The sequence below is a fragment of the Caballeronia jiangsuensis genome (assembly GCF_046030135.1).
Lineage (GTDB): Bacteria > Pseudomonadota > Gammaproteobacteria > Burkholderiales > Burkholderiaceae > Caballeronia > Caballeronia jiangsuensis.
In genome coordinates, this window is sequence record NZ_JAQQDB010000014.1 from 148,557 (window position 1) to 172,788 (window position 24,232).

Sequence of the window (24,232 nt, forward strand, 5' to 3'; positions counted from 1 at the left end):
AACCGGCCGCCCCCGCTTTCCCCGACATATCCCGAATCATCCGCCCGGTACGGCGTGGGACACACACGCCCGCCGTTCGGATTGCAGCACATGCATCGCCCAAACAGCAAGGAGACATACGTGCAGATCACATCTCAAAGCGCGCAGCACGACGACGCGCAGCCGGCATCGACGAACAAGGAACGCTTCTGGCCCGAGGGCTGGTGGAAGCTGATGGAAACGCGCATCGGCATCATTCCGCTGCCGGTGTACCTGCTGCTGCTCGGGCTGATCACGGGATTTGCGGTGACGGGCAAGGTGCCGGGCGAAATCTCGATGGCGATCGCCGTGCTCGCCTTCTTCGGCTTCACGTGCGCCGAGATCGGCAAGCGCATGCCGCTCGTGCGCAACATCGGCGCGGCGGCGATCTTCGCGACCTTCATTCCGTCGGCGCTCACCTACTATCATCTGCTGCCGAAGCCGATCCTGACTCTCACGACCGAGTTCACGAAGCAGACGAACTTCCTGTATCTCTTCATCGCGTCGATCATCGTCGGCAGCATTCTGAGCATGGACCGGCGCGTGCTGATCAAGGGCTTCATCAAGATCTTCATTCCGCTCGCGGTCGGCTCGATCGCGGCGGCGATCGTCGGCACGCTGGTCGGCACGGCGCTCGGGCTCGGCGCGCGTCACACGCTGCTCTATATCGTCGTGCCGATCATGGCGGGCGGCGTCGGCGAAGGCGCGATTCCGCTTTCGATCGGCTATTCGGAGATCATGCATCTGCCGCAGGGCGAACTTTTCGCGCAGGTCTTGCCGCCCGTGATGCTCGGCAGTCTCACCGCGATCGTGCTGTCCGGCGTGCTCGACATGATCGGCCGCCGCTTTCCGCATCTGACCGGCCAGGGCCGTCTGCAGGTCGGCGAGCAGGACGAGATGGACCCGGTGAAGGAAGAAATCACCGGACATATCGACGTGACGCACATCGCGGCAGCGGGCATCACGGCGATCACGCTGTATCTGCTCGGCCTGATGTGCAGAAACATCTTCGGCCTGCCGGCGCCGGTGGCGATGCTGTTTCTGGCGGTGCTGGTGAAGCTCGCGCGAGCGGTGTCGCCGCAGCTTCAGGAAGGCGCGTTCGTGGTGTACAAGTTCTTCTCGACGGCGGTGACCTATCCGCTGCTGTTCGCGATCGGCGTGGCGATGACGCCGTGGGACAAGCTGATGGCGGCGTTCACGGTGGCGAACATCGTGACGATCGTGATCACGGTCGCGACCCTGATGGGCACGGGCTTCGTGGTCGGACGGCTGATGAAGATGTACCCTATCGACACCGCGATCGTGAACGCATGCCACAGCGGCCAGGGCGGCACGGGCGACGTGGCGATCCTGACGGCCGCCAACCGGATGACGCTGATGCCCTTTGCGCAGATCGCGACGCGCATCGGCGGTGCGATCGTCGTCACGCTGACCTTGCTGGTGCTGGCGCATTTCGGATGACCGTGTATGACGATGTTGGGCGTTCCCCTGTGGGCAATGGCGGCAAGCGCGGTGCTCTATCTCGCCGCGGCCGCCGCCGCCGTGGAAGTGGCCTGGCATCGCGGACTCGACGCACTGACCGAAGCGGGCGCACACCGGCTGGATCTGTACGCCGCGAGCCTCAAGAGCGAACTGGGCCGCTATGAGATCCTTCCCGCGATCGCGGCCCGGCAAGACAGCATCAAGACCTTGCTCGAAGCGCCGCCCGATGCGCGGCGCGCGCTGCTGCCCGCCGTCGACGATTATCTCGAAGCGGTCAACAAGGACGCGGGCAGCGTCGCGGTGGATGTCATCGACCTGAACGGCGACGTCATCGCCGCGAGTAACTGGAATCAGCGGGTGAGCTTCGTCGGCACGAACGTCGCGTATCGCCCGTACTTCACCGATTCGATCTCGGGCGGCAGCGGCCGCTTCTTCGGCATCGGCACGAACACGGGCGAGCCGGGTCTGTATTTCGCGAGCGCGGTGCGCGGCGCGGGCAAGGTACTCGGCGCGACGGCCGTCAAGCTGAGCGTCGATCCGCTCGAGGCCGCGTGGCGCGTGCCGAACGAAGCCGCAATGGTCGTCGATGGCAACGGCGTGGTCGTGATCTCGACCGTGCCCGCGTGGAAGTTCACCGCGCTCGCGCCCATCGCCGCGCACAAGCAGGAGCAGATCCAGGCATCGCGCCAGTATGCGGGCCGCAAGGTCGATAACCTCGGCTACGAACGGCTCGACGACTGGCGCAACGGCGCGTGGTTCGCGCGCCTGCCCGACTGGTCGCATCCCGGCCGCACGCGGCGCTATCTCGTGATGTCGCGCAGCGCGCCGCAAGCGGGCGACGCGATCATGGTGGCGCTCGATCTCTCGACGGCGCGGCGGCAGCAACAACTCGCCTTCGCGTTCGTGACGCTCGCGTTCCTGATCGCGGGACTCTATGGTCTCTATGCCGTGCAGCGCCGCCGCGTGATCGTCGAGCGGCTCAAGGCGCAGGACGCCTTGCAGCGCGCGAACGACCGTCTCGAAGAAACCGTGCAGCAGCGCACGGCGGCGTTGCAACAGGAGATCGAGGAACGCGTGCTCACCGAGCACAAGCTGCGCGATTCGCAACAGGAAGTGGTACATGCGGGCAAGCTCGCCGTGCTCGGCCAGATGGCGGCCGGTCTGACGCACGAAATCAATCAGCCGCTCGTCGCCATCCGGACGCTGTGCGACAACGCGCGCACGTTCTTCGAGCGCGGCCAGCCCGCGCAGGCCATCGCCAATCTGGAGCGCGTGGGCAAACTCGTCGAGAACATGGCGCAGCTCACGGCGGAACTGAAGGCCTTCGCGAGAAAGCCCGAGGCGAACACGGTGCCGGTCGCGCTCGGCGATGCGCTTGCGCATGCGCGGCTCATATACGACGCGCGCATCCGCGACGAACGTGTCCACCTCGATATCGACATCGCGCCGGACGCGATCGTGGAAGCCGAGCCGGGGCGTCTGCAACAGGTGCTCGTCAACCTGCTGGGTAACGCGCTCGATGCGCTCGCCGGATGCGAAGCGCCGCGCGTCCGTATCGGCGCAAGCCGGGCCGACGATCCCGCTCGCGTGATCTTCTTCATCGCCGACAACGGGCCCGGCATCGATCCGCACGTGCTCGCGCATCTGTTCGAGCCGTTCGTGACGACCAAGCCGCGCGGTCATGGCCTGGGCCTCGGGCTTGCGATCACGTCGCGCATCGTCGAGGGCTTCGGCGCGCGGATCGCGGCTGTCAATCTCGAAGGCGGTGGCGCACAATTCACCATCGAATTCGTAGCGGCGAACGGCAGGAGCGCTGACAGTGACTAAAAGCCCGATCCGGCAGGCAAGCGATGACATCCGCGTGGTGATCGTCGAGGACGACGAGAACGTGCGCCTCGGCGTCGAACAGGCCGTGGCGCTCGCGGGCTTTCCGGTGGAATCGCACGCATCGGCGGCGAGTGCGCTGGCAGCGGCCGTGCCCGGCTCGCCTGTGGTGTTCGTTTCCGACCTGCGCATGCCAGGCATGGACGGCATGCAACTGCTTCAGCACGTGCTCGCGGTCGATGCGCAGATTCCCGTGGTGCTCATCAGCGGCCATGCCGACATCTCGACGGCCGTCGGCGCGATGCGCGTCGGTGCCTACGATTTCATCGAGAAACCGTTCTCGTCGGAGCACATTGCCGGATGCGTCGCGCGGGCCGTCGAGAAGCGCCGGCTCACGCTGGAGGTCGAAGGCCTGCGCGCCGCGCTGCAAAACGGGCGCGGCATCGAGGCGCTCGTGCTCGGCAAGTCGCCGGCCATCGCCGATGTGCGCAAGAAGATTTTGCGGCTCGCGGATACATCGGTGTCGGTGCTCATCACGGGCGAGACGGGCACCGGCAAGGAACTCATCGCGAGGGCGCTGCATGACTATGGCCGCAGGCGCGAGCATCACTTCGTCGCGCTCAATTGCGGCGGCTTGCCCGAGCAGCTTTTCGAGAGCGAGCTTTTCGGGCACGAGGCCGGCGCGTTCACCGGGGCGACGAAGAACCGCATCGGCAAGATCGAATGGAGCGATGGCGGCACGCTCTTTCTCGACGAGATCGAAACTATGCCGGTCGCGTTGCAGATCAAGCTGTTGCGCGTGTTGCAGGAGCGGCGCATCGAGCGGCTCGGCACGAATGAATCGATTGCCGTCGATTGCCGCGTGGTTGCGGCGTCCAAGGCCGATCTCGCGCTGCTCTCGTCCGAGGGACGCTTTCGCGCCGACCTGCTGTATCGGCTGAACGTCGCGCTGATCGATCTTCCGCCCTTGCGCGAGCGTCGCGAGGATGTGCCGCTGCTGTTCGAGCATTTCGTGCTCGCGGCGGCGCAGCGCTTCGGCCAGGATGCACCGATGGTCACCGCTGCGCAGGTTTCGGAGCTGACTGCGCATCAATGGCCGGGGAATGTGCGCGAGTTGCAGAACGTGGCCGATCGATTCGTGCTGGGCCTTTCCGGCGATCAGTTGATTCCTTCCGATGATCGGCCACGCGGCGGGACGCCGCTCAACGAGCAACTCGCTTATATCGAGCGCGTGCTGATCGAGGATATGCTGCGGCGGCACAATGGCAATGTCGGGGCGGCGAGTGACGCGCTCGGTATGCCGCGGAAGACGCTTTATCACAAGCTGCGGCAGTTCAATATCTCAGCTAGGGATGTTCAGGCGGAGCGGGAGGATTGATTGATTGCTTTCGGGCTTTTATGGCTTCGCCGGATCCCGTTAGCGTGTCGGTCTATTGGCTCTGCCCCTGTGCGGGGCGGCAGTCACTTTCTTTGCTGCTGCAAAGAAAGTAACCAAAGAAAGCAGCTCGTTCAAGCCCGCGGTCACACGTAGTTTGGCCATGCTTGCCAGCCGCCCGTGCACTCGCCTAAGAAGCTGTTGCCGAGATTAAGTTCAAGGCTTCTTAAGCCTGTTATTCAAAGATCCTTCACAATCACGACCCCGTCTTCGCCATCTTCTCAAGTATGCTGGTCATCTTTTCTTCAAGCGTTGCGGCCGTGAATGGCTTGACTACGTAACCATTTGCGCCTGCCTGCGCCGCCGCAATAACATTTTCCCGCTTGGCTTCGGCCGTGACCATCAGCACGGGCAGACGCGACAGACTCGCGTCAGCGCGGATTTCCTGGAGCATCGACAGACCATCCAGGACCGGCATGTTCCAATCGGAAATGACAAAATCGTAGCGACCGGTTCGCAGGCGCGCGAGCGCAGCCGCCCCGTCTTCCGCCTCATCGATGTTCACGTAGCCGCTTTCCTTCAGCAGATTGCGCACGATACGGCGCATCGTCGAAAAATCGTCGACTACCAGAATCTTCATGTTTCGATCCATCTTGCCCACTCCTGTCTCTCGATTGTTTGCGCTTCGCCCGTCGAACCCGACGTCGTTGCGCGCATCACTCGACGATGCGCATCAGTGCCTCGACGCTCTCGACTAACTCCATGTCCCGGCTCTTCATGAGTTTTCCGATTATCAAACGGCCTTTGCAATGAGCGCCTTTCGCATCACGGAGGCAAGTTCGCTCGGTTCAAACTTCGCGACATAGCCGTTCGCGCCGACTTTGCGCACGTGTTCCACGTTAGCGGATCCGGACAAGGACGAGTGGATCACGACCGGAATGTGGCGCAGCGAAGCGGTGTCTTTAATGCGGCGAGTGAGCGTGAAACCGTCCATCTCGGGCATCTCCAGATCGGTCAAGACCATCCCGATCTGGTCGTCGACGGACGCGCCGGTGGATTGCGCTTCGCGATCGAGCCGCTCCAGCATCTCCCACGCCTCTCGACCCGTTTTGGTCATCACGTAGGGGACGCCCATCGCCGTCAGACTCTGCTCAATCAGGCTGCGCGCGACGCCAGAGTCGTCCGCGGCAAGTACTTTCGCGCCCGGTTTCAATAGAAGCTGTCCGGTTTTCTCCGCGCTGATTTCCTGGGTGCTCGCCGGCAGCACGTCTCGCAAAATCTGCTCGACGTCCAGCACCTGCGCGAGGCTCGAACCATCGAAGTTTCCGTCCAGCCGTGCAAAGCTCGTGACCGTGTTGCCGCGCGTGCACGACTCGGCAGAGAGGATCTGGTCCCACTCCAGCCGTACGATGTCGTCCACTTCTTCGACGGCAAAGCCCTGCGTCGTGCGGGCGAACTCGGTCACCAGCAGGATTTTCGAGCCACTCCTTGCTTGACATCCGATCACACGGGCGAGGTCGATCACGGGAATGATCTGGCCGCGGATATCCACCACACCGAGAATTTCCGGCTTCGCACCTGCCACGCACGTGATCGTTGGCATTTCGACAATCTCACGCACCTTGAATACGTTGATGCCGTAGCGCTCGCGCTCCCCGGAATCTCGCGCGTGGCCCACCTTGAAGAGCAGAAGCTCAAACATGTTGCTGCCCGCGAGTTGGACTCGCTGCTCGATATCGTCCTGTGCATGGTTCACGGTGTACGGCTCCTCGTTTGAATAACAGTGGAAGATCTCTTCTTTTACAGTAACGGCATTTGATTTATGAAGGTTACCTAGCTATTTTTTTCGGTGGATCCAACGCCGCAATAAACGGAAATATCAAATCTTGTCAATGGATCCAGGCCGTCCTTTCCGTCCGCGGCCGAGGGCCTTCCAAAATGAAAACCCTGCATCACCTCGCAGCCCAACTGCCGAAGCACTTCGACCTGCGCGGGCGTTTCCACGCCCTCGATGACGCACGCCAGGCTCAGACTGCGGCACAGATCAACAATACTGCGCACGATATCGCGCGCACCGACGTTCGTTTCGATGTCCGCGATGAAGCTGCGGTCGACCTTGATCTTGTCCAGCGGTAATCGGTGGATGCAGTTCAGGCTCGAAAATCCCGTTCCGAAATCGTCGAGCGAGATGTGCGCCCCCAGCGTTTTAAGCGCTTTCAACGCCTGTTGCGCCTGCTCGAAATCGTTGATGACAGCCGTTTCGGTGACTTCAAACGTGAGGCGATCGGGTGCAACACCACTTTTGCGAATCATGCTGATGAGCCGCTCGAGAGCATCGGGCGACGCCAGATCGAGCGCGGAGAGATTGAAGGACACGCGCGCTTCGACAGCACCGGCTTTCATGATTCTCAGTGCTTTTCCCAGCAGCACTTCGGTGAGCGTGTGAATCAGATGGCTGCGCTCGGCCACCTTGATGAAAAGAGAAGGCGGAACCGCGCCGAGAATGGGACTGTGCCACCGCGCCAAGGCCTCGAAGGAGATGATGCGTGCAGTCATCACATCAACGATAGGCTGGAAATGCAGTGACATTTCCAGCTCGAGATCAGCGTGGCGCAAAGCCTGCTCGATCTCGCCGAACTTGCGAATCTGGCTCTCATGTTCGTGCGAGAAAATGGTAATGCCCCCGCGCCGATGAGTCTTTGCAAAATAGAGCGCATAGTCCGCATGCTCGAACAACTGGTCGGGCGTCTCCCCTCCTTCCGGAAAGATCGCGAGACCGATCGAACCGGACAGCGATAACGTGGCTCCGAGCCAGACGTATGGTCTGCGAAGCGCTTCACAGATCGCCGTGCCCAACAGCACGAGTTCCTGTACGTCCGTCAGATCGCGTATCAGAAGACCAAACTCGTCGCCGCCCAGGCGAGCCAGGGTAATGTGTGGTCCCGACAGCGCCAGCAAACGGCAGCCCGCTTCCTCAAGGACGCGATCGCCCGCCGCGTGGCCGTACAGATCGTTTATCTGTTTGAATCCGTCCAGGTCGATTACGCCGACGGCATATCTCAGCGCGCCGGGATTGTCGCGAGGCACGAGCGCGTTGAGCTCACCGAAAAAGCGTCGCCGATTGGGCAAGCCAGTCAGACTGTCGAGATTCGCCAGCGAGGAGTTCTCCTCACTGAGGCGCAGCAGTTCGGCCTGGCGAGCTCGCAATGATCGCCGTGACTCGACCAGGCGCGCAAAATCCCGGTAGTAGGACAGCAGGATGAGCACCATCGCGACCGCAACGAGCAACATGTTGGCCGCGATCGCCATCAGAACCACGTTGTGCGTCAAAGCGAAAAACAACGAAAACGGTACGACCACGATAGCCGTCAGCAATAGCGCTGCCGCTCGCGTGTGCATCAGACAAAATACGCACCCGATGACGGTAATCGACATGTAGAACGCAACGTGGACGCGGGCGTAAGCGTCACCATAAGGATAAAGCGCCAGGCCCCAGGTCGTGAACAACACCCCCAGCACGCCGATCAACACGAGCGTGGTGCGCATACGTGCGGCAATCTGGGCATCCGTGAGCGTATGCCGGCGCTTCTGCCGTCTTAGCCACGTCGCGAGCCGCATCAGACAAACCGCGCACAGCGAGATCGGAACGTCACGAGCTAACCAGGCCGGGGCAGTTCCGATATGCGTAATTGCCACCGCGACGGTGTTGATGATCAGAATGACGTGTAACAGCGGCAACTGCCTCGCGAATGCTTCGAACTGACAGCGCGAGAGTTCGTCACTCGGGTTCGACTCACCGCTCAACGATAAAAGCCGTCGCAATAAAGGGATGCGCAATAAATTCATGTCTGAATACCGATACCTGGCCGGTGATGATCTGCTGTCCATCGGTCGATCCATCGCTCGGCGCTCATCTGCAGCTCGGCAAGCGTCGATCGCTCGAGCGATGGCCACCGCTCGATCGTTTGCTTGAGCACGGCCTCATCCTGAATCTCGATTGCTTCGGCCGCAGCGAGCAGCGTACCGAGCGGACCGTCATGGCTTTCGATGGCGGCCTGGATCAACGGATGAACATGCAGTTGTTCCATCAGTTCGGAAAACGGCAACTCGAATATGACATTCATCAGCGAGAGCATGCCGGTGAGCGACGCCATGTCCGCGAAATCATCCGGCACCGTTTGATGCTCGGCGATGCGCTGTGCCATCAACTCCATGAATCTGGCGCGGACCCCCACAAGTTGGACCATCGGACTGACGTCCAGCGCAGTAGACGGATTGATTCCGTTCGCGTAAGTCAGCAAATGAATCCATCGGGTCATGCGCGCGACGCCGACCACGAGGATGGCCTCACGTACCGAGGTAATCTCACGCTGCCAGTCTGCCATCCGGTTTGCATTGGCTAGCCGCAAGAGATGCACCACGATGTCGGCATTGGCCTTCAGTGCTTCTTCGAGTTGCTTCGGATCGGGGTCGGTCGATAGCACGCCCAGCAGCCGGAGAAGCGTTGCCGGGCAATGGTTGGCCTTGCGCTGACGCAGTACCTGCGCGCGTGCGAAGAAATAGCCCTGGAAGAGTTGGCAACCTGCGCGCGACGCGACATCGAAGTCGTCATGAGTTTCCACTTTTTCGGCGAGCACAGTCTTCCCCGCATCGAGGAAATAGCCGACAACGTTGGCGAACTGTTCGCCCGAAGTGCTCCGCATGTCGACCTTGACGATATCGATCGCCGCGAGCAGTTGCGGGGGAACGTGCAGCTCTGTCGATACATCATCCAGTGCGAGCCGGTAGCCGGCCGCGTGCAGCGAGTGACATCGTGCAATGACGGCACCATCAAATTCGATATCCTCAAGGATTTCGAGTACGAAGCGCTCGAACGGAATGGTCTCGATTGCATCACTCATCAAAAAGCTCCGACTGACGTTGACAAAGCCCGTGCGGTTTCGCAGCACTTTCCCGACGCCAAAGTCTCCAAGTGCGCCGCACAGTACATGTGCGGTCGCCCGGTCTGCATCTCCCACGGACGCGCTGTTCTCCGCGCTGTCGCGAAACAGCAACTCATAGGCGCTCAAGGTGCCGTCGCGCGTGAAGATCGGTTGTCGTCCAAGGTAGATCTCGGACCCTTCATATGCGTCGTCACCACTGGTATCGCAATCCATGTCTTGCACGGCCCCTCCTGCTTCAAATCCTGAAACTTGTTTATCTGAGACCGGGAGGCGGCACCCACTGCCCATCCTCCGGTCACCCCTCGCGCATGGAAATAAGGCCGCTCAGAATTGCTCCCAGCCTCCGGCAGCCGCGACCACCTTCTTCGGTCCGAACGCATCGGATCGCGGCTTCGCGACAACAGGGGCACCGTTGGCGACGCCTGACCGCGCCGGACTCGAGACCGCCCTTATCGTCCTTGCTTCGGCCCTCGCTTCGGTCCTCGACGGATGCTCGTCGAGGCGAAAGGTTTCGACCGTACGCTGCAGTTCGAACGCCTGTTCTTCGAGGCTGGCCGCCGCCGCTGCTGCCTGCTCGACGAGCGCGGCGTTCTGTTGCGTCACTTCGTCCATCTGTGTGATGGCGACATTCACCTGCTCGATACCGGCGCTTTGCTCCTGGCTCGCCGAGGTGATCTCGGCCATGATGTCGGTGACCCGCTTGACGCTGCTCACCACCTCTCCCATGGTTTGGCCAGCCTGGTCGACGAGCTTCGAGCCCGCTTCCACCTTGGCCACCGAATTTTCGATCAGCGTCTTGATCTCCTTGGCAGCCCCGGCTGATCGTTGTGCGAGATTGCGGACTTCCGTCGCCACCACGGCAAAGCCTCGCCCTTGTTCTCCCGCGCGTGCCGCTTCGACGGCCGCGTTCAACGCCAGGATATTGGTCTGGAACGCGATCCCGTCAATGACGCTGATGATGTCGGCGATCTTCTTCGAGCTCGCATTGATCTCGCCCATTGTCGTGACCACCTTGCCAACGACATCGCCCCCTTTGATCGCAATATCTGTGGCGCAGGCCGAAAGTTGATTGGCTTGACGGGCGTTTTCGGCGTTCTGACGCACGGTGCTCGTCAGTTCTTCCATCGAACTCGCGGTCTCCTGTAACGAAGACGCCTGTTGCTCCGTGCGGCTGGACAAATCAGTGTTGCCCGCGGCGATTTGCCTGGATGCCGTGCTGATCGACTCAGTCGCCTCCTTGATCTGGCCGACCACGGAGGCCATGTTATCGAGCAACGCATTGACGCCGGAACACAGGGCTTCGACCGAACCATGCTTGCCTTCGAGCGGCACACGCGGCGTCAGGTCACCCTCCTTGGCAGCCGCGGTGACGGCCTGCGTTTGTTCCACTGCCAGCTCGAGCACCTTCGCCGCGCGCACCTGCTCGGTGACATCGGAGGCGTACTTGACGACTTTGAACGGCTTGCCGTTCATGTCCATGATCGGGTTATAGGAGGCCTGGATCCATACCTCACGACCGCCCTTGCCGATGCGCTTGTAGCGGCCCGAGTCGTACTCCCCCCGTGCGAGCTTCTCCCAGAACATCCGGTACTCGATCGTGGCGCGTTGATCGGGATCGACGAACAGGCTGTGATGTTGGCCCTTTATCTCGTCGAGCATGTACCCCAACGTTCTCAGAAAGTTTTCGTTCGCGTTGAGAATCCGCCCGTCCAGTGCGAATTCGATCACAGCCTGCGCCTTGCCGATCGCGGCCAGTTGCCCCTCGAAGTCGGCTGCCTTCAGCTTCGCCTCGGTAATGTCGGTGGCGTACTTGACGACTTTGAACGGCTTCCCGCCCGTGTCCATGATCGGGTTGTAGGACGCTTGAATCCATACTTCCTTGCCGCCCTTGCAGATGCGCTTGTACTGACCGGCGTCGTATTCACCTCGGGCGAGCTTCTCCCAGAACAACCGATACTCGACGTCGGCGCGATGCGCGGGATCGACAAACAAACTGTGGTGCTGCCCTTTGATCTCGTCGAGCGAATAGCCCAGTGTCCTCAGAAAATTGTCATTGGCGGTCAGTACCCGCCCATCGAGCGTGAACTCGATGACCGCCTGAGCCTTACTGATTGCAGCCAGTTGCCCTTTCATGTCCGCCCACTCTCGCGCCTCGTCCTGGGCATGGGTATTCCCGGTCGTGCTGATTTGGGACGATGCATCGGCGGTCAATGCCCTGCGTCTGCTGGCGAAATAAAACTTCATTTGACTCTCCTCAACTTCACGGTGACAACTGGAATGCACGGCATGCAGCGACACGCCGCTCGGGGGTACGCGAAACTGGAGCGCATCTCACTTCCGATGAGGGAGGAGCCTGAGCGCGAGATCGCCTGCAGGGCATTGCGGGATCCTTATGGCGCGCTCGGGTAATCGACCAGGCATCGTGGCGGCCGAAGCGATCTGAAACAATGCGCCGCGTTGATTCAAAAATCATAAGCATGACTAACCCATCCTGCGATCCGGACATTTGTACTTCACACTACTCTAAGAAGGGTAACGACAGAGGTAATTTCTACTTGAGAGAGGGTAAACCGGCAGCAAACGATTGGCATGCGGTTAAGCCCGTTTGCTTTTTATTGAATTTATCTATCAACTGCCACTTCCGATCTTTAACAGGTTTATTTCTTTAAATCGCACACACAAGCAACTCGCTACACAACACTAGATATATTATGGATTTTTTATTAGTAGTCGATACTATCTACAGAAGCGAAATGATCTTTGACTCAAACGTGTTTGTTCGAAGCGAGCCCCGCGCGAAATGGCGGGCTCGTTTGGCTCTACTTTTTGCATTGCGTTTCTAATTCGCTCCGCTCGCACGCGCCGCAAAACGAAAAAGTTGGACAAAGCGCGACCTGTCGTTCATATTGCACGACTCGGGGAATTTTGGACTCTTGACTAGCGCTATCGGCTCCTGCTCAAATCACGCCTGGTGATTTGAGCGGCCGCCATAGTACGAAGGGACCCTCGCCGCCTCGCTTGTGCGAAGCGGACTCTCCTCTTTAATTGTTCTTCGCAAGAGCGCCTTGGCGCGCCTTGCCTCACAACGTTGCGCCTTTTTCGTCGACGCCGAGGACTCGCGTGGTCTTGCCGTCTGCGAGTCGTTCTTTTTATTTGGGAAATTCATGACGACGCTTCACGCTTAGCAGCGGTTCCGTTATAGAAATAAATCCGCTATTTAGCATTGCATAACGAATTAATAATCGCTGATTCATTCCCACATAATAAGCATGAACAAGGGTATTCACAAACTCGTCTTTAGCCGTGTGCGGCATATGCTCGTCGCCGTCGCGGATTTCGCCAACGCTCACGGCAACACGCCCGGCTCGCGCCGCGCGAGCGCCATCGTATGTGAGGCCGAACGCGCGCCCGCACTGCGCGAGCTCGCGCTGGCCGCGATGCTGCTCGCCGGCAATGTCATCTTGAGCACGTCGTCGCTCGCGCAGATCGTCGCGTCGCCCGGCTCGGGGGCGCATGTCGTGCAGACCCAAAACGGGCTTCCACAAGTCGATATCGCAAGACCCTCGGGCGCGGGCGTATCCCTGAATAATTACGCGCAATTCGACATTCAGAAACAAGGCGCAATACTCAATAACTCGCCGACGATCACGCAGACTCAACAGGCTGGTTACGTCAACGGCAACGCGAATCTCACGCCGGGTCAAGAAGCGCGCGTGATCGTCAATCAAGTGTCGAGCAACTCGGCGTCGCAACTGCGAGGGTATCTCGAGGTCGCGGGGCCGCGCGCCGAGGTCATCATTGCAAATCCGAACGGCATCCTCGTGGATGGCGGCGGCTTTCTCAACGTGTCACGCGGGATTCTGACGACCGGGACGCCGAATTTCGGACCAAACGGCAACCTCGCGGGCTTCACGGTCAACGGCGGCAACATCAGCATCCAGGGCGCGGGCCTCAATGCGACGAACGTCGACGCAGTCGACATACTCGCGCGCGCCGTGCAGGTCAACGCGGCCATCTACGCGAACCAGCTCAACGTTATCGCGGGCGCGACTCAGGTCGATCACGACACGCTCGCCGCGACGCCGATCGCGGGCAATGGCGCGGCGCCATCGTTCGCGATCGATGTCAGCCAGTTGGGCGGCATGTACGCAGGCAGGATCAAACTCGTCGGCACAGAAAACGGTGTGGGAGTTTCGACGCGTGGGGTCATTGCTGCGCAGGCGGGCGACCTGACGCTCACCTCGGCCGGTAAGCTCATCCTGGCCGGGCGCACCAACGCGAGCGGCAACATCAATATCACCGCCGCCCAAGGGATCGACAACGGCGGTACAACCTATGCACGTGGCGACGTCAGCGCGACGATCTCGGGCACGCTCGCGAATACGGGCGTGCTCGCCGCGCAGAACAACACGACGATCAGCGCGGGCAGCGTTGCGTCGACTGGCACAATCGGCGCTGGCGTCAACGACGACGGCACGATCGCCAACGCGGGCGACCTGCATATGACCGCCAGCGGCGCGGTATCAGCAAGCGGGCGCAACGAAGGCGGCGGCAACACGACGATTCGGGGCGCATCGGTCGATCTCGCGGGCAGCAATACATCGGCCAATAACGCGCTGACGCTCGACGCCACGAGCGGCGACATGAACCTGTCGGGCGCGAGCACGACCGCAGGGGGCGCGCTTGGCGCCGACGCGGCGGGCACGCTCACGAACAACGGCGGCAAGCTCTCGAGCGGCGGCGCGATGCGGGTCGCGGCGGCCAACGTGTCCAATGAGAAAGGTCAGTTCGTCTCGCAATCGACGCTCGATGTGAACACACGCGGCGCGCTGAACAATCGTGGCGGCACGATGCAGGCGGCGGGCCGTGAAACCGTGCAGGCGAACTCGCTCGACAACACGGGCGGCAAGATCGAGTCGCTCAATGGCGACGGGTTGAAGGTGTCGACGACAGGCGCGCTCGTCAACGGCGCGGGCGGAACGATCGGCACGAACGGCGCGCTCGACGTCGTCGCGCTCTCGCTCTCGAACGCGGGTCAACTCACGGCGGCAGGCGATGCGCACGTGCGCGCGAACACGCTCGACAATCGCGCCGGCAGCGTCACGGCGGGCGGCAAGCTCGATGCCACCGCGAACGGTGCGCTCGACAACACCGGCGGCACGCTCTCGGGTGCGACGACGACCGTCTCGGGCACATCGATCGACAACACGCGCGGCAAGATCGAGGGCGACACGCTCGACGTTTGGACGCCGGGCGCACTCGTCAACGCGAACGGCAAGCTCACGCAATTCGGCGCGGCCGGTCAGACGATCCACGCGGGCGGCAAGCTCGACAACACCGGCGGCACAATCACGAGCAATGCGACGAATCTCAGCATCGACGCACAGACGATCACGAATAACGGCGGCAAGGTTCAGCACTCGGGCACGGGCGCGTTCTCGTTGAGTTCGAACGGGACGCTGTCGAACGTCTCGGGCGATGTCGTCACGAACGGCGCGCTCACGCTCGACGCGGCCGCGCTCGACAATCACGCCGGAAAGATTCAGGCGGCCAAAGCGGCGAGGGTCAAGTCGGCCTCGCTCGACAACACGGGCGGCAAGATCACATCGCTCAACGGCGACGGGTTGAACGTGTCGACGACAGGCGCACTCGTCAATGGCGCGGGCGGAACGATCGGCACGAACGGCGCGCTCGACGTCGAGGCGCTCTCGCTCTCGAACGCCGGAAAATTCACGGCGGCGGGCGATGCAACGATTCACGCGCAGAACGTCTATAATCGGTCGGGCAGCGTCACGGCGGACGGCGCACTCGAAGTCGTCGCGAGCAATGCGCTCGACAACACGGGCGGCACCCTCTCGGGCGCGGCGACGACGGTCTCGGGCGCATCGATCGACAACACGCGCGGCACGATCGAGGGCGACACGCTCGCCGTCTCGACGCCGGGCGCACTCGTCAACGCGGGCGGCAAGCTCACGCAGTACGGCGCGGCCGATCAGACGATCCACGCGGGCGGCAAGCTCGACAACACGGGCGGCACGATCGCGAGCAGCGCGAAGACTCTCGGCATCGACGCGCAGACGATCACGAACGACGGCGGCACGGTGCGGCACACAGGCGCAGGCGCGCTTTCGGTCAAATCGGCGGGCGCACTCTCGAACGTCAGCGGAAGCGTACAGACCGACGGCGCGCTCACGGTAAGCGGTACGAGCCTCGACAATACGAACGGCACGCTGCGGGCGATGAACGCGGCGCGGATCGATGCGGCCTCGGGCATCGTGAACCGCAACGGTTCGCTCTACGGCGCAGCGGGATTGCACGTCGGCACGCAAGGCGATATCGGCAACGCGGGCGGGTCGATGAAGACGGCGGGCAATCTCGACATCAACGCGGGTAGCACGCTTGACAATGCGGGCGGCACGATCATCGCCATCGGCGCGCACGGTTCGGCGAGCGTGAAAGCGGCGCGGATCGACAACGCGGGCGGCAAGCTCACCAACGCGGGCGACGGCGCGACGACGATCACCGCGCTCGACGTGACCAACACGGGCGGCACCCTCGGCGGAAATGGCGACCTGACGCTCAATGCGCAGACGCTCGAAAACGACGCAGGCGCGAACCTCGTCGCGGGGCGCGCGGCGAATCTGAACGTCGCGCAGAGGGTGAACAACGCCGGCGGCAGGCTTTTCGGGCGCACCGCGCTCAACGTCAATCAAGCTAGCGCGGCCGTCATCAACGACGGCGGCACGATCCTCGGCGGCCTCGACGTCTCGCTCGCGGTCGCCTCGCTCTCGAACGCGGGTGGATCGATCCGCGCCAATCGCGACGTCAGCGCGAGCGGCGTCGTGTCGGGCGACGGCGACATGATCGCCGGGCGCAACCTCGCGCTCGATGTCGCGGGCGACTACACGAACGGCGCAGCCAACAACCTGCACGCCGATGGCGACATGCGCGTCGCCGCAACCGGCAAGCTGACCAACGCGGGCACGCTTGCCGCGAACGGCGCGCTGACCGTGAGCGGGCGCGACGTCGTCAACGCGGCGGGCGCCGATATCAACTCGACGGCGACGAGCGTCAACGCGACGGGCACGATCACGAACGCCGGGCGCATCGAAGGCGACACCGTTACGACCAGGAGCGCGAGGTTCGTCAATAGCGGAACCGTGATCGGCAACGATGTGACGCTCGATGCGAGCGACATCGAGAACGCGGGCGCCGCGGCGGTGATCGCGGGCGCGCGTAGCGTGCGCCTTTATGCCGATAACTCGGTGACGAACAAAGACGGGGCACTGATCTACAGCCTCGGCAATCTTGAGATCGCGCGCAACGGCACGCGCGACGCCGACGGATTCCTCGCGAATCAGACGAACTCGATCGTCAACAGCGCGGCGAGCATCGAGGCCGAAGGCGATATGGATATCGCCGCGCGCATGATCAGGAACGAGCGCGTCGGCTTGGTCACCGAACCGGGTACGCCGCAGGAGACGAGAACGACGACGCTCACACTGTGGACTGCCGGGCTCAGCGGCCGCGATCTAGGCGACTACGTGAGCGAAGTGTTTCCCGAGTGGCGATGGCGAGCTGGCGCGATCGGTACCGAGACGATCGCGGCGCTTGCCAAACCGATCACCGTAAGGCTACGCAAAGATCAGGTAACGAATGTCGACGCCACGGCCAAAACGTTCTCGCTCTCGCAGCCGATCGAGGATAAGACAATCGTGACTATCTTCTCTGGCATCAACGACGTCGACTTCCAGGAACGAACCCGCCAGGTCACGACCAATCCGACGCAATGGTACGAACGTCTGAAAGACAACGGCGACGGGACCGTCTCAATCACGTTCTGGCCGGACTTCGATCCGAAGAAGAACATTCGGCCCGATCAGGTGGTGATGCGTTACGACCTCGGGTCCGACAGTCACGACTACGTCGAGACGAGCCGCACGACCAGCACGACGACAACAGCAGACAAGCTCGTAAGTGCAGGCACGGCCGCGAAGATGCAGGCGCAAGGGGCGATCCGCATCAACGCGGACGGCGGTCGCATCGATAACGTCTCATCGACGATGGCGGCCGGCGGCGACCTCGTGCGTCGCGCGACCGGCGGCGTCGTCAACGACTCCGGCACGGTTCTGCAAGAGACGATTACGGGCAAGACGTCGAGCACGTTCTACTGGCATCAGAAAACGGGCGGCAGCAACGACACGCAGGTTGTCGACACGGGTATCACGCAGACGACGACCACCGTCGCCGCGCTACCCGCGATCGCAACCGGAAACGGCACCGTCCAGACGAACGCGACAACGATCAGCATCAACTCGGTCGACCGTCAGGGCAACACGGTGATCGGCTCGGGCGTCGCGGGCGGCAGTGCGGAAGACACGCAGACCGGCGCGATCTCGGGGCAACGCGGCAAAGCACAGACGATCGACGGTGCGCACGCGCCGATCGCGAGCGGACAGACGAGCGCCCCGCGAACGCTCGGCGGCGCGACGGGCGGCATTCCGAACCTGAAGCTGCCGACGAGCGGGCTGTACACGTACAACACCGCGCCCGGCGCGACTTACCTGATCGCGACCGACCCGCGCCTGACGAACTACGGCAAGTTCATCAGTAGCGACTACATGCTCAGCGCCCTCGATCTCGATCCGCAAAAGACGATCAAGCGGCTCGGCGATGGCATGTACGAGCAGACGCTCGTTCGCAACCAGATCACGCAACTCACGGGCCGCACGTTTCTCACCGGTTATAGCAACGCAATGGCCGAGTACACGGCGCTCATGAACAACGGCGTCGGCTATGCAAAGGAATTCGGCCTCTCGCCGGGCATTGCGCTGACCGCCGGGCAAATGGAGCGCCTGACTACGGATATGGTCTGGCTCGTCTCGCAGGACGTCACCCTACCCGATGCTTCGCACGCGACCGTGCTCGTGCCCCAACTCTATCTCGCGGGCGTGAACGCGGTCGATCTCTCGAAGAGCGGCGCGCTCGTCGCGGGTAACGCCGTGAACCTGACCGCGAGCGGCGACTTCACCAACAGCGGACACGTGTCGAGCGACCTCGCGACGACGATCATCGGCAATAGCGTGACCAATAGCGGCGTGATCGGCAGCGCGGGCACGACGGCGGTCGTCGCCGTGCAGGACGTGCGCAATACGAGCGGGCGCATCGCGGGCGGCGATGTGCTCGTGCAAGCCGGGCGCGACGTCATCAACGAGACGCGCACGTATGGCGTCGCGAGCGAGTTCGGCTCGGGCGACTTCAGCGGCCGCGTGACGGGAACGGGCGTCGATGCGCTCGGCACGATCTCGGCGACGAACAACGTCGCGGTGATCGCGGGCCGCGACGCGACACTTTCGGGCGCGACCGTCAAGGCGGGCGCCAATGCGGGCATCACGGCCGGTCGCGATATCAATGTCGGCACGACTGAATTCACGAGCTCGCGCCAGGTGCAGTCTCAAGGCGGTTTGAACGGAGGCCACGACGAAGTCAGCCAGCATCTCGGCAGCGCGATCATCGCGGGCGGCAACGTGACGACCGTCTCGGGCCGCGATACCACGCTCACGGGTTCGACAGTCGCGGCGGGCGACAACGCGTCGTTGATCGCTGGCGGCGATCTCACGATCACGGCCTCGAAAGACACCGCCACAAACCACGAGCAATCGCTCGGCGGACAAAACGCGCAACACGTGTCGTCGAGCTTCGACGAGCAGGTCAACGGCTCGAACCTGAGCGCGGGCGGCGGCGTTACGCTCGCGGCCGGTCAGAACGGCACCGGCAAGCTCGCGATCCTCGGCTCGAACGTGACCGCCGATAAGGGCGGCGTCGCGCTCATCTCGACGGGCGATGTCAATGTCGGCAGCGTGAGCGAAACGCATGACGCGCAGAGCTGGAGCCACACCAGACATTCGGGATTCCTGTCGGAGGACACGACGAACGACACGAGCGCATCGCACGCGGTCAATGCGAACGGCTCGACGGTCTCGGGCGACACGGTCACCGGCGCGGCCGGGCGCGATATGACGATCAGCGGTTCGACGATCGCGGCGACGAACGACGTCGCGCTCGCGGCGGCGAACAATCTCACGATCACGACGTCACAGGACACGAGCCAGTCGAGCCAGCATCACGAGGAAACGCATTCGGGGCTCGGCAGCACGGGCGCGGCGATCTCTTACGGCGACAAAGAGCAGAAAGACGCCTACAACGACGCGTCGGTCAAGAATAACGCGAGCCTCGTGGGCAGCACGGACGGCAGCGTCAAGCTCGTCGCGGGTGGCGATTTGCACGTCACGGGCAGCGACCTGATCGCGGCGAAAGACTTGATCGGCACGGGCGCGAATGTCACGCTCGACGCTGCGACGAGCACCGCGCACCACGACGAGACGCACGAGGTCAAGCAAAGCGCTCTCTCGCTCGGCGTCGCGGGCGGCTTGGTCGATCTGGTCCAGTCCGCCATCAATCAGGCGGAAGCCTCTGGCGGTAGCGAGGACTCGCGCGCCGCTTCCCTGCACGCGATCGCGGCGGTAGGCAATGGCGCGGCGGCGGTCGAATCGATGGCGAGCGGCACGCCCGACGTCAAGATCGAACTCTCGTTTGGCAGCAGCCACAGCAAAGACACATTGACACAAGACTCGACCACGACCAGCGGGTCGAGCGTCAAGGCGGGCGGCACCGCGTCGTTCGCCGCGACGGGCGGCGACCTGACAATCGCGGGTTCGAACGTCGACGCGACCGACGTCGTCCTCGCGGCAAAGGATAGCGTCAACCTGATCAGCACGGCGAACACGGATTCGATGCGTAGCACGAACGAGTCGAGCAGTTCGAGTTTCGGCGTCTCGTTCGGCACACAGGGTTGGGGCGCCGATGCGTCGATGTCGAAGGCGAACGGCCACGCCAACAGCGATTCGACCACGCAGAGCAATACGCACATCAACGCGAGCAACGGCGCGACAATTGTTTCGGGCGGCGATACGAATATCGTCGGCGCGAACGTCAACGCCAAGAGCGTCAATGCCGATATCGGTGGCAACCTCAATATCGCGAGCGTGCAGGATACGATGAAGAGCGACGCGCATCAGGAAAGCATGAGCGGCGGCGTGAGCATCAGTCAGGCGGGCGGCGGCGGTTCGTTCAGTTCGCAGCGTGGCAGCGCGAGCGGTAGTTACGCGGGCGTCGAGGAGCAAAGCGGGATTCGTGCGGGCGATGGCGGTTTTAGTATCAACGTCGCGCGTAACACCGACCTCAAGGGTGCGGTGATCGCAAGCGACGCGGACGCGAGCAAGAACACGCTCAACACGGGCACGCTCACATTCTCGGATATCGCGAATCACTCGGATTACAGCGCGAGTAGCAGCGGGTTTAGCGCGGGCGGATCGGTCGGCTCGCCCGCGAGAGGCACCGGCACGACCTCGCGCAGCAACTCGGGCGGCTTCACGCCGATGCTTTCGCAGAGCGAAAACGGCAGCGACGACGCGACGACAACGAGCGCGATCAGCGCCGGGACGATCAACGTTACGGACAAGGACCATCAGACGCAGGACATCGCGAGTCTGAATCGCGACACGTCGAATACCAACGGCACGGTCGCGAAATTGCCCGACGTGCAGAACCTGCTCGACAAACAAGGCGACATGATGAACGCCGCGAGTTCGGCGGGTCAGGCGGTGGCCACGCAGATCGGGGCGATTGCGGGTGCGAAGCGCGACGCGGCGAACAAGGCGGCGGAACAGGCCGCTCGAGATGGCAATGCCCAACTCGCCGCGCAATATAAAGCGGAAGCAGCGTTGTGGGACGAAGGTGGCAAGTATCGGATCGTGATGCATATCGCGGGCGGGGCGGTAGTGGCGGGCTTAGGCGGTGGGAGTATCGGCAGCGCGGCGCAGGGTGCGGCGGGCGCAGGCATCTCAGCGGCCGCAGCGCGCAAGCTCGATGAGTTGAGTCAAGACATTGCGGCATCGGGCCCGACGGGTAACGCGAATGCGGACAAGGCGCTGGGCAATATCCTTGCGAATGTGCTTGCCACGGGTGCGGGGGCTGCAGCCGGTGGTGGCGCAGGCGCGGCCGCGGCTTCGAGCACCGATTTGTACAACCGGCAGCTTCACCCTGATGAACGTAAGTGGGCTAAGGACAACGCGGGCAAGTTCGCGGAGTTCTACAAGGATCAGACGGGGCAGAGCATCACGACGGACCAGGCGCAGCAGATGTTGCTGGCAAGCGGATATCGTTTGGTTGATGCGGCCGCAAGTGCGGGAGCAGCGCCTGACGGCGGGAAATACGCGACAGCGTTCATTAGCCAGAACGCGGGCAGCATGTTCAGGGCCACGCCTGCCGAGTACAACAGTCCGTTTCTTTACGGCAATGCCGATCGTTCGCTGTCACCTGAACAGCAGGCGCTTCCGGGCCACAAAGCACATCCGCAGGTCGGTGTTGCCGCGGGCGGAGCGTTGGCTATGGTCGCACTCGGATCAGTCGCTCCGATTGTAGCAACCGGTTGGGCGATTAACTCGCTATACGACTATGGCGGCGACGCGCTTGCATACGTGACCGGTCTGAGCAAGGACGCGCCGAACACTTCAAAGTCACTCACGATTGGCTTTGTAGCAGGGTTGGCTGGACCGGCCGCATTGCCCCTCGCTACCCTTGGAAACGGGATTGGTGCCAAGGTAGCGGTTGGGACATACAACGGCGTCCTGAATGGGACTGCGGCCTACGGCGGAAACGCAATCGTGAGTCCTTCAAGCGACCCGTCTGCAAACGCAGCAACGGGAGCAACTTCCTACGGCATTGGTACGATGGCACAGACCATAGTGCCGGGGAAAGCCGGCGACATTGCGAACCATATCATCCAGACCTTGTCCAACCCGGCTCAAGCAGCGGTTCAAAACGCAAACAAGAATGCCGGCAACAAGTGACCAACGTTAGCGAACTCTGATGAACATCATAGCTACCTCATTCGAACTGATTAGCCGTGGCGGATCAAGTGCCGTTTCAGGCACGTTAGTTCTAGCAACGGCATGTCTAATTGTCCTTATGGTGGTCTTGACCGTCCGACGCCTCGTCATTTTCGCAGGAGTAGAAAAAGTGATATTTACGGGACGCATTGCACGTAAATGGGTATTGCCCGAACATCGTGAATGGCAGGGGAAGGCGTATGTCACCGTACCTGCAAAGAACGCTCTCGAAGTAGATTTTGAGAATCGTCTGCTGCAATTCTTTCCGGTCGCGTGGAAGTATGAACGTGTTAGCGAAGGCGACGAAATCGACGTCACCGTACAACGAGGCCGTTTTGGTGGCGAAATACGAATCCTTGATATCGGGCCATTCTAACTTGTACAACCGGCAGCTGCATCCGGATGAGAAGAAATGGATCAAAGACAACGCTGCGGCCTATGCGAAGGAAAGCGGCTTGACGGTCGATCAGGCGGTCAGTGCACTAGCTGCGCAGGCGGATCGGCAAGTACAAAACGGTTCGGCAGGTGCGTGGGATCAGAATGCGAGTGCGTTTCTAAGCCAGGCGCACGGCATGTTGCCCGCAGATGGCAGCAGCGGACCGGCTACATGTTCTATGCAACGCCGGATCAAAAAGCGAATCCGAATATGTATGCGGGGTATTACCCAGGAGGCGTGGGATTGAATAAGCCGTCGGCGTCGAATATCAACAGTTCGGCAAGTCACGATGCGGCGAGCAGAAATCAGATTGGTGGCGCCACGATTGCGGCGGCAACTGGCGCGGTGTTGATTGCCGGTGCGCCAGTGGCGGCGGGAGCTGTAGGCGGCACCGCCTACTCCGTGATTGGTGGAACAATGAGTGGAGGTATGGACGCAGCAGGACATATGCTCAATCGAGTACTGTTCGTCCGGCGCAGTCCGTATTTGCTGCCGCGACCGGTGCTATAACGGGGTCGATCGGCGCCAAAGTGGGGTTTATCAATAATGTGTTGCTTGGTGGGACGGGCGGCATGGCAAACGCTATCTTCAATAATAGCTATTACGGAGAAAATACGAGCCCTCTGTTTGCTGGTGCAACTGGAGCGCTTGCGAGTGCCGGGGGCTATGTTTTAGGCTGGGCCGCGACCCAAGGGATGACACAAGCCATGAGGCCATTCGTGTATCCAAGCTTCAATCCAAATGTACCTGCTTTGTTGCAAGGTGTTCGGAACCCGTACCCAGGATACGCAGGAACCACGGCAGGCTCTATCTTCCAAGGCACATCATCGTTTGTTCCAGGCAAAGAACCGCAGAAATGAAACCTCGAAGATTGACGGACTTATCAGTGATGGGGGCTGGAAAGGAATTGCTACAAGGTTATTGATAGCAGCACTTGTCTATTACGGCTTTGCGGTACTGCCATCCGTCGTTGCGTGGTTGTCTATTCACTTTGGAACAGTTAATGCGTCTGCATCTCAACTGGCAAAGCACCCAGGAATGATGTACATCATTCGAATAGCGGTGAGTGTACTGCTTGTGTTTAAAGCAATAAACGCGGTCAGATTGCTAACGAAAAAGCGACCATGACGCAGCAATGAACCCGGCCGTAGACGGATTCATTGACGGACGAGGAGCAAGACAAGTCCGGAAACGAAAATCCCAG

Annotated in this window: 11 protein-coding genes; 6 read left to right on the plus strand and 5 right to left on the minus strand. The window is 61.7% G+C overall.

Annotation, left to right across the window (positions count from 1 at the left end; translation table 11 throughout):
- The first annotated feature begins 120 nt into the window (after positions 1-120).
- From PQR08_RS17125 to PQR08_RS17135, 3 genes are read left to right on the plus strand one after another with little or no spacing between them, the layout of a single operon-like run.
- The gene (locus tag PQR08_RS17125) at positions 121-1,479 is read left to right on the plus strand and encodes a 2-hydroxycarboxylate transporter family protein (RefSeq protein ID WP_250486693.1); all 1,359 of its coding nucleotides are present in this window, start codon (positions 121-123) and stop codon (positions 1,477-1,479) included.
- A gap of 6 nt (positions 1,480-1,485) precedes the next feature.
- Positions 1,486-3,327, plus strand: coding sequence for a sensor histidine kinase (locus PQR08_RS17130; protein WP_250486694.1), 1,842 nt, complete (start codon positions 1,486-1,488; stop codon positions 3,325-3,327).
- On the plus strand, positions 3,320-4,702 hold the full coding sequence (locus tag PQR08_RS17135; protein WP_250486695.1) for a sigma-54-dependent transcriptional regulator: 1,383 nt from the start codon (positions 3,320-3,322) through the stop codon (positions 4,700-4,702). The genes PQR08_RS17130 and PQR08_RS17135 overlap by 8 nt, the downstream gene beginning before the upstream one ends.
- Positions 4,703-4,955: 253 nt before the next feature.
- Here the strand turns inward: PQR08_RS17135 and cheY are convergent, their stop codons facing one another.
- The 5 genes from cheY to PQR08_RS17160 form a co-directional block, all read right to left on the minus strand.
- Positions 4,956-5,351, minus strand: coding sequence for a chemotaxis response regulator CheY (gene cheY / locus PQR08_RS17140; protein ID WP_250486696.1), 396 nt, complete (start codon positions 5,349-5,351; stop codon positions 4,956-4,958).
- A 141-nt stretch (positions 5,352-5,492) separates the two neighbouring features.
- Complete coding sequence (locus PQR08_RS17145) at positions 5,493-6,401, minus strand: chemotaxis protein (RefSeq protein WP_284509175.1); 909 nt, start codon at positions 6,399-6,401, stop codon at positions 5,493-5,495.
- 131 nt (positions 6,402-6,532) lie between these two features.
- The gene (locus tag PQR08_RS17150; RefSeq protein ID WP_250486698.1) at positions 6,533-8,545 is read right to left on the minus strand and encodes a putative bifunctional diguanylate cyclase/phosphodiesterase; all 2,013 of its coding nucleotides are present in this window, start codon (positions 8,543-8,545) and stop codon (positions 6,533-6,535) included.
- Positions 8,542-9,855: an EAL and HDOD domain-containing protein gene (locus tag PQR08_RS17155; RefSeq protein WP_408161872.1), complete on the minus strand. Its 1,314-nt coding sequence runs from the start codon at positions 9,853-9,855 to the stop codon at positions 8,542-8,544. Before PQR08_RS17155 ends, PQR08_RS17150 begins: the two co-directional genes overlap by 4 nt.
- Positions 9,856-9,966: 111 nt before the next feature.
- The gene (locus PQR08_RS17160) at positions 9,967-11,886 is read right to left on the minus strand and encodes a methyl-accepting chemotaxis protein (protein WP_284509169.1); all 1,920 of its coding nucleotides are present in this window, start codon (positions 11,884-11,886) and stop codon (positions 9,967-9,969) included.
- 1,025 nt (positions 11,887-12,911) lie between these two features.
- Here PQR08_RS17160 and PQR08_RS17165 point away from each other — a divergent pair.
- From PQR08_RS17165 to PQR08_RS17175, 3 genes are all read left to right on the plus strand, one after another.
- Positions 12,912-22,553, plus strand: coding sequence for a hemagglutinin repeat-containing protein (locus tag PQR08_RS17165; protein ID WP_250486699.1), 9,642 nt, complete (start codon positions 12,912-12,914; stop codon positions 22,551-22,553).
- 19 nt (positions 22,554-22,572) lie between these two features.
- The gene (locus tag PQR08_RS17170) at positions 22,573-22,968 is read left to right on the plus strand and encodes a hypothetical protein (protein ID WP_250486700.1); all 396 of its coding nucleotides are present in this window, start codon (positions 22,573-22,575) and stop codon (positions 22,966-22,968) included.
- 231 nt (positions 22,969-23,199) lie between these two features.
- On the plus strand, positions 23,200-23,538 hold the full coding sequence (locus tag PQR08_RS17175) for a hypothetical protein (RefSeq protein ID WP_250486701.1): 339 nt from the start codon (positions 23,200-23,202) through the stop codon (positions 23,536-23,538).
- Positions 23,539-24,232: the final 694 nt, after the last annotated feature.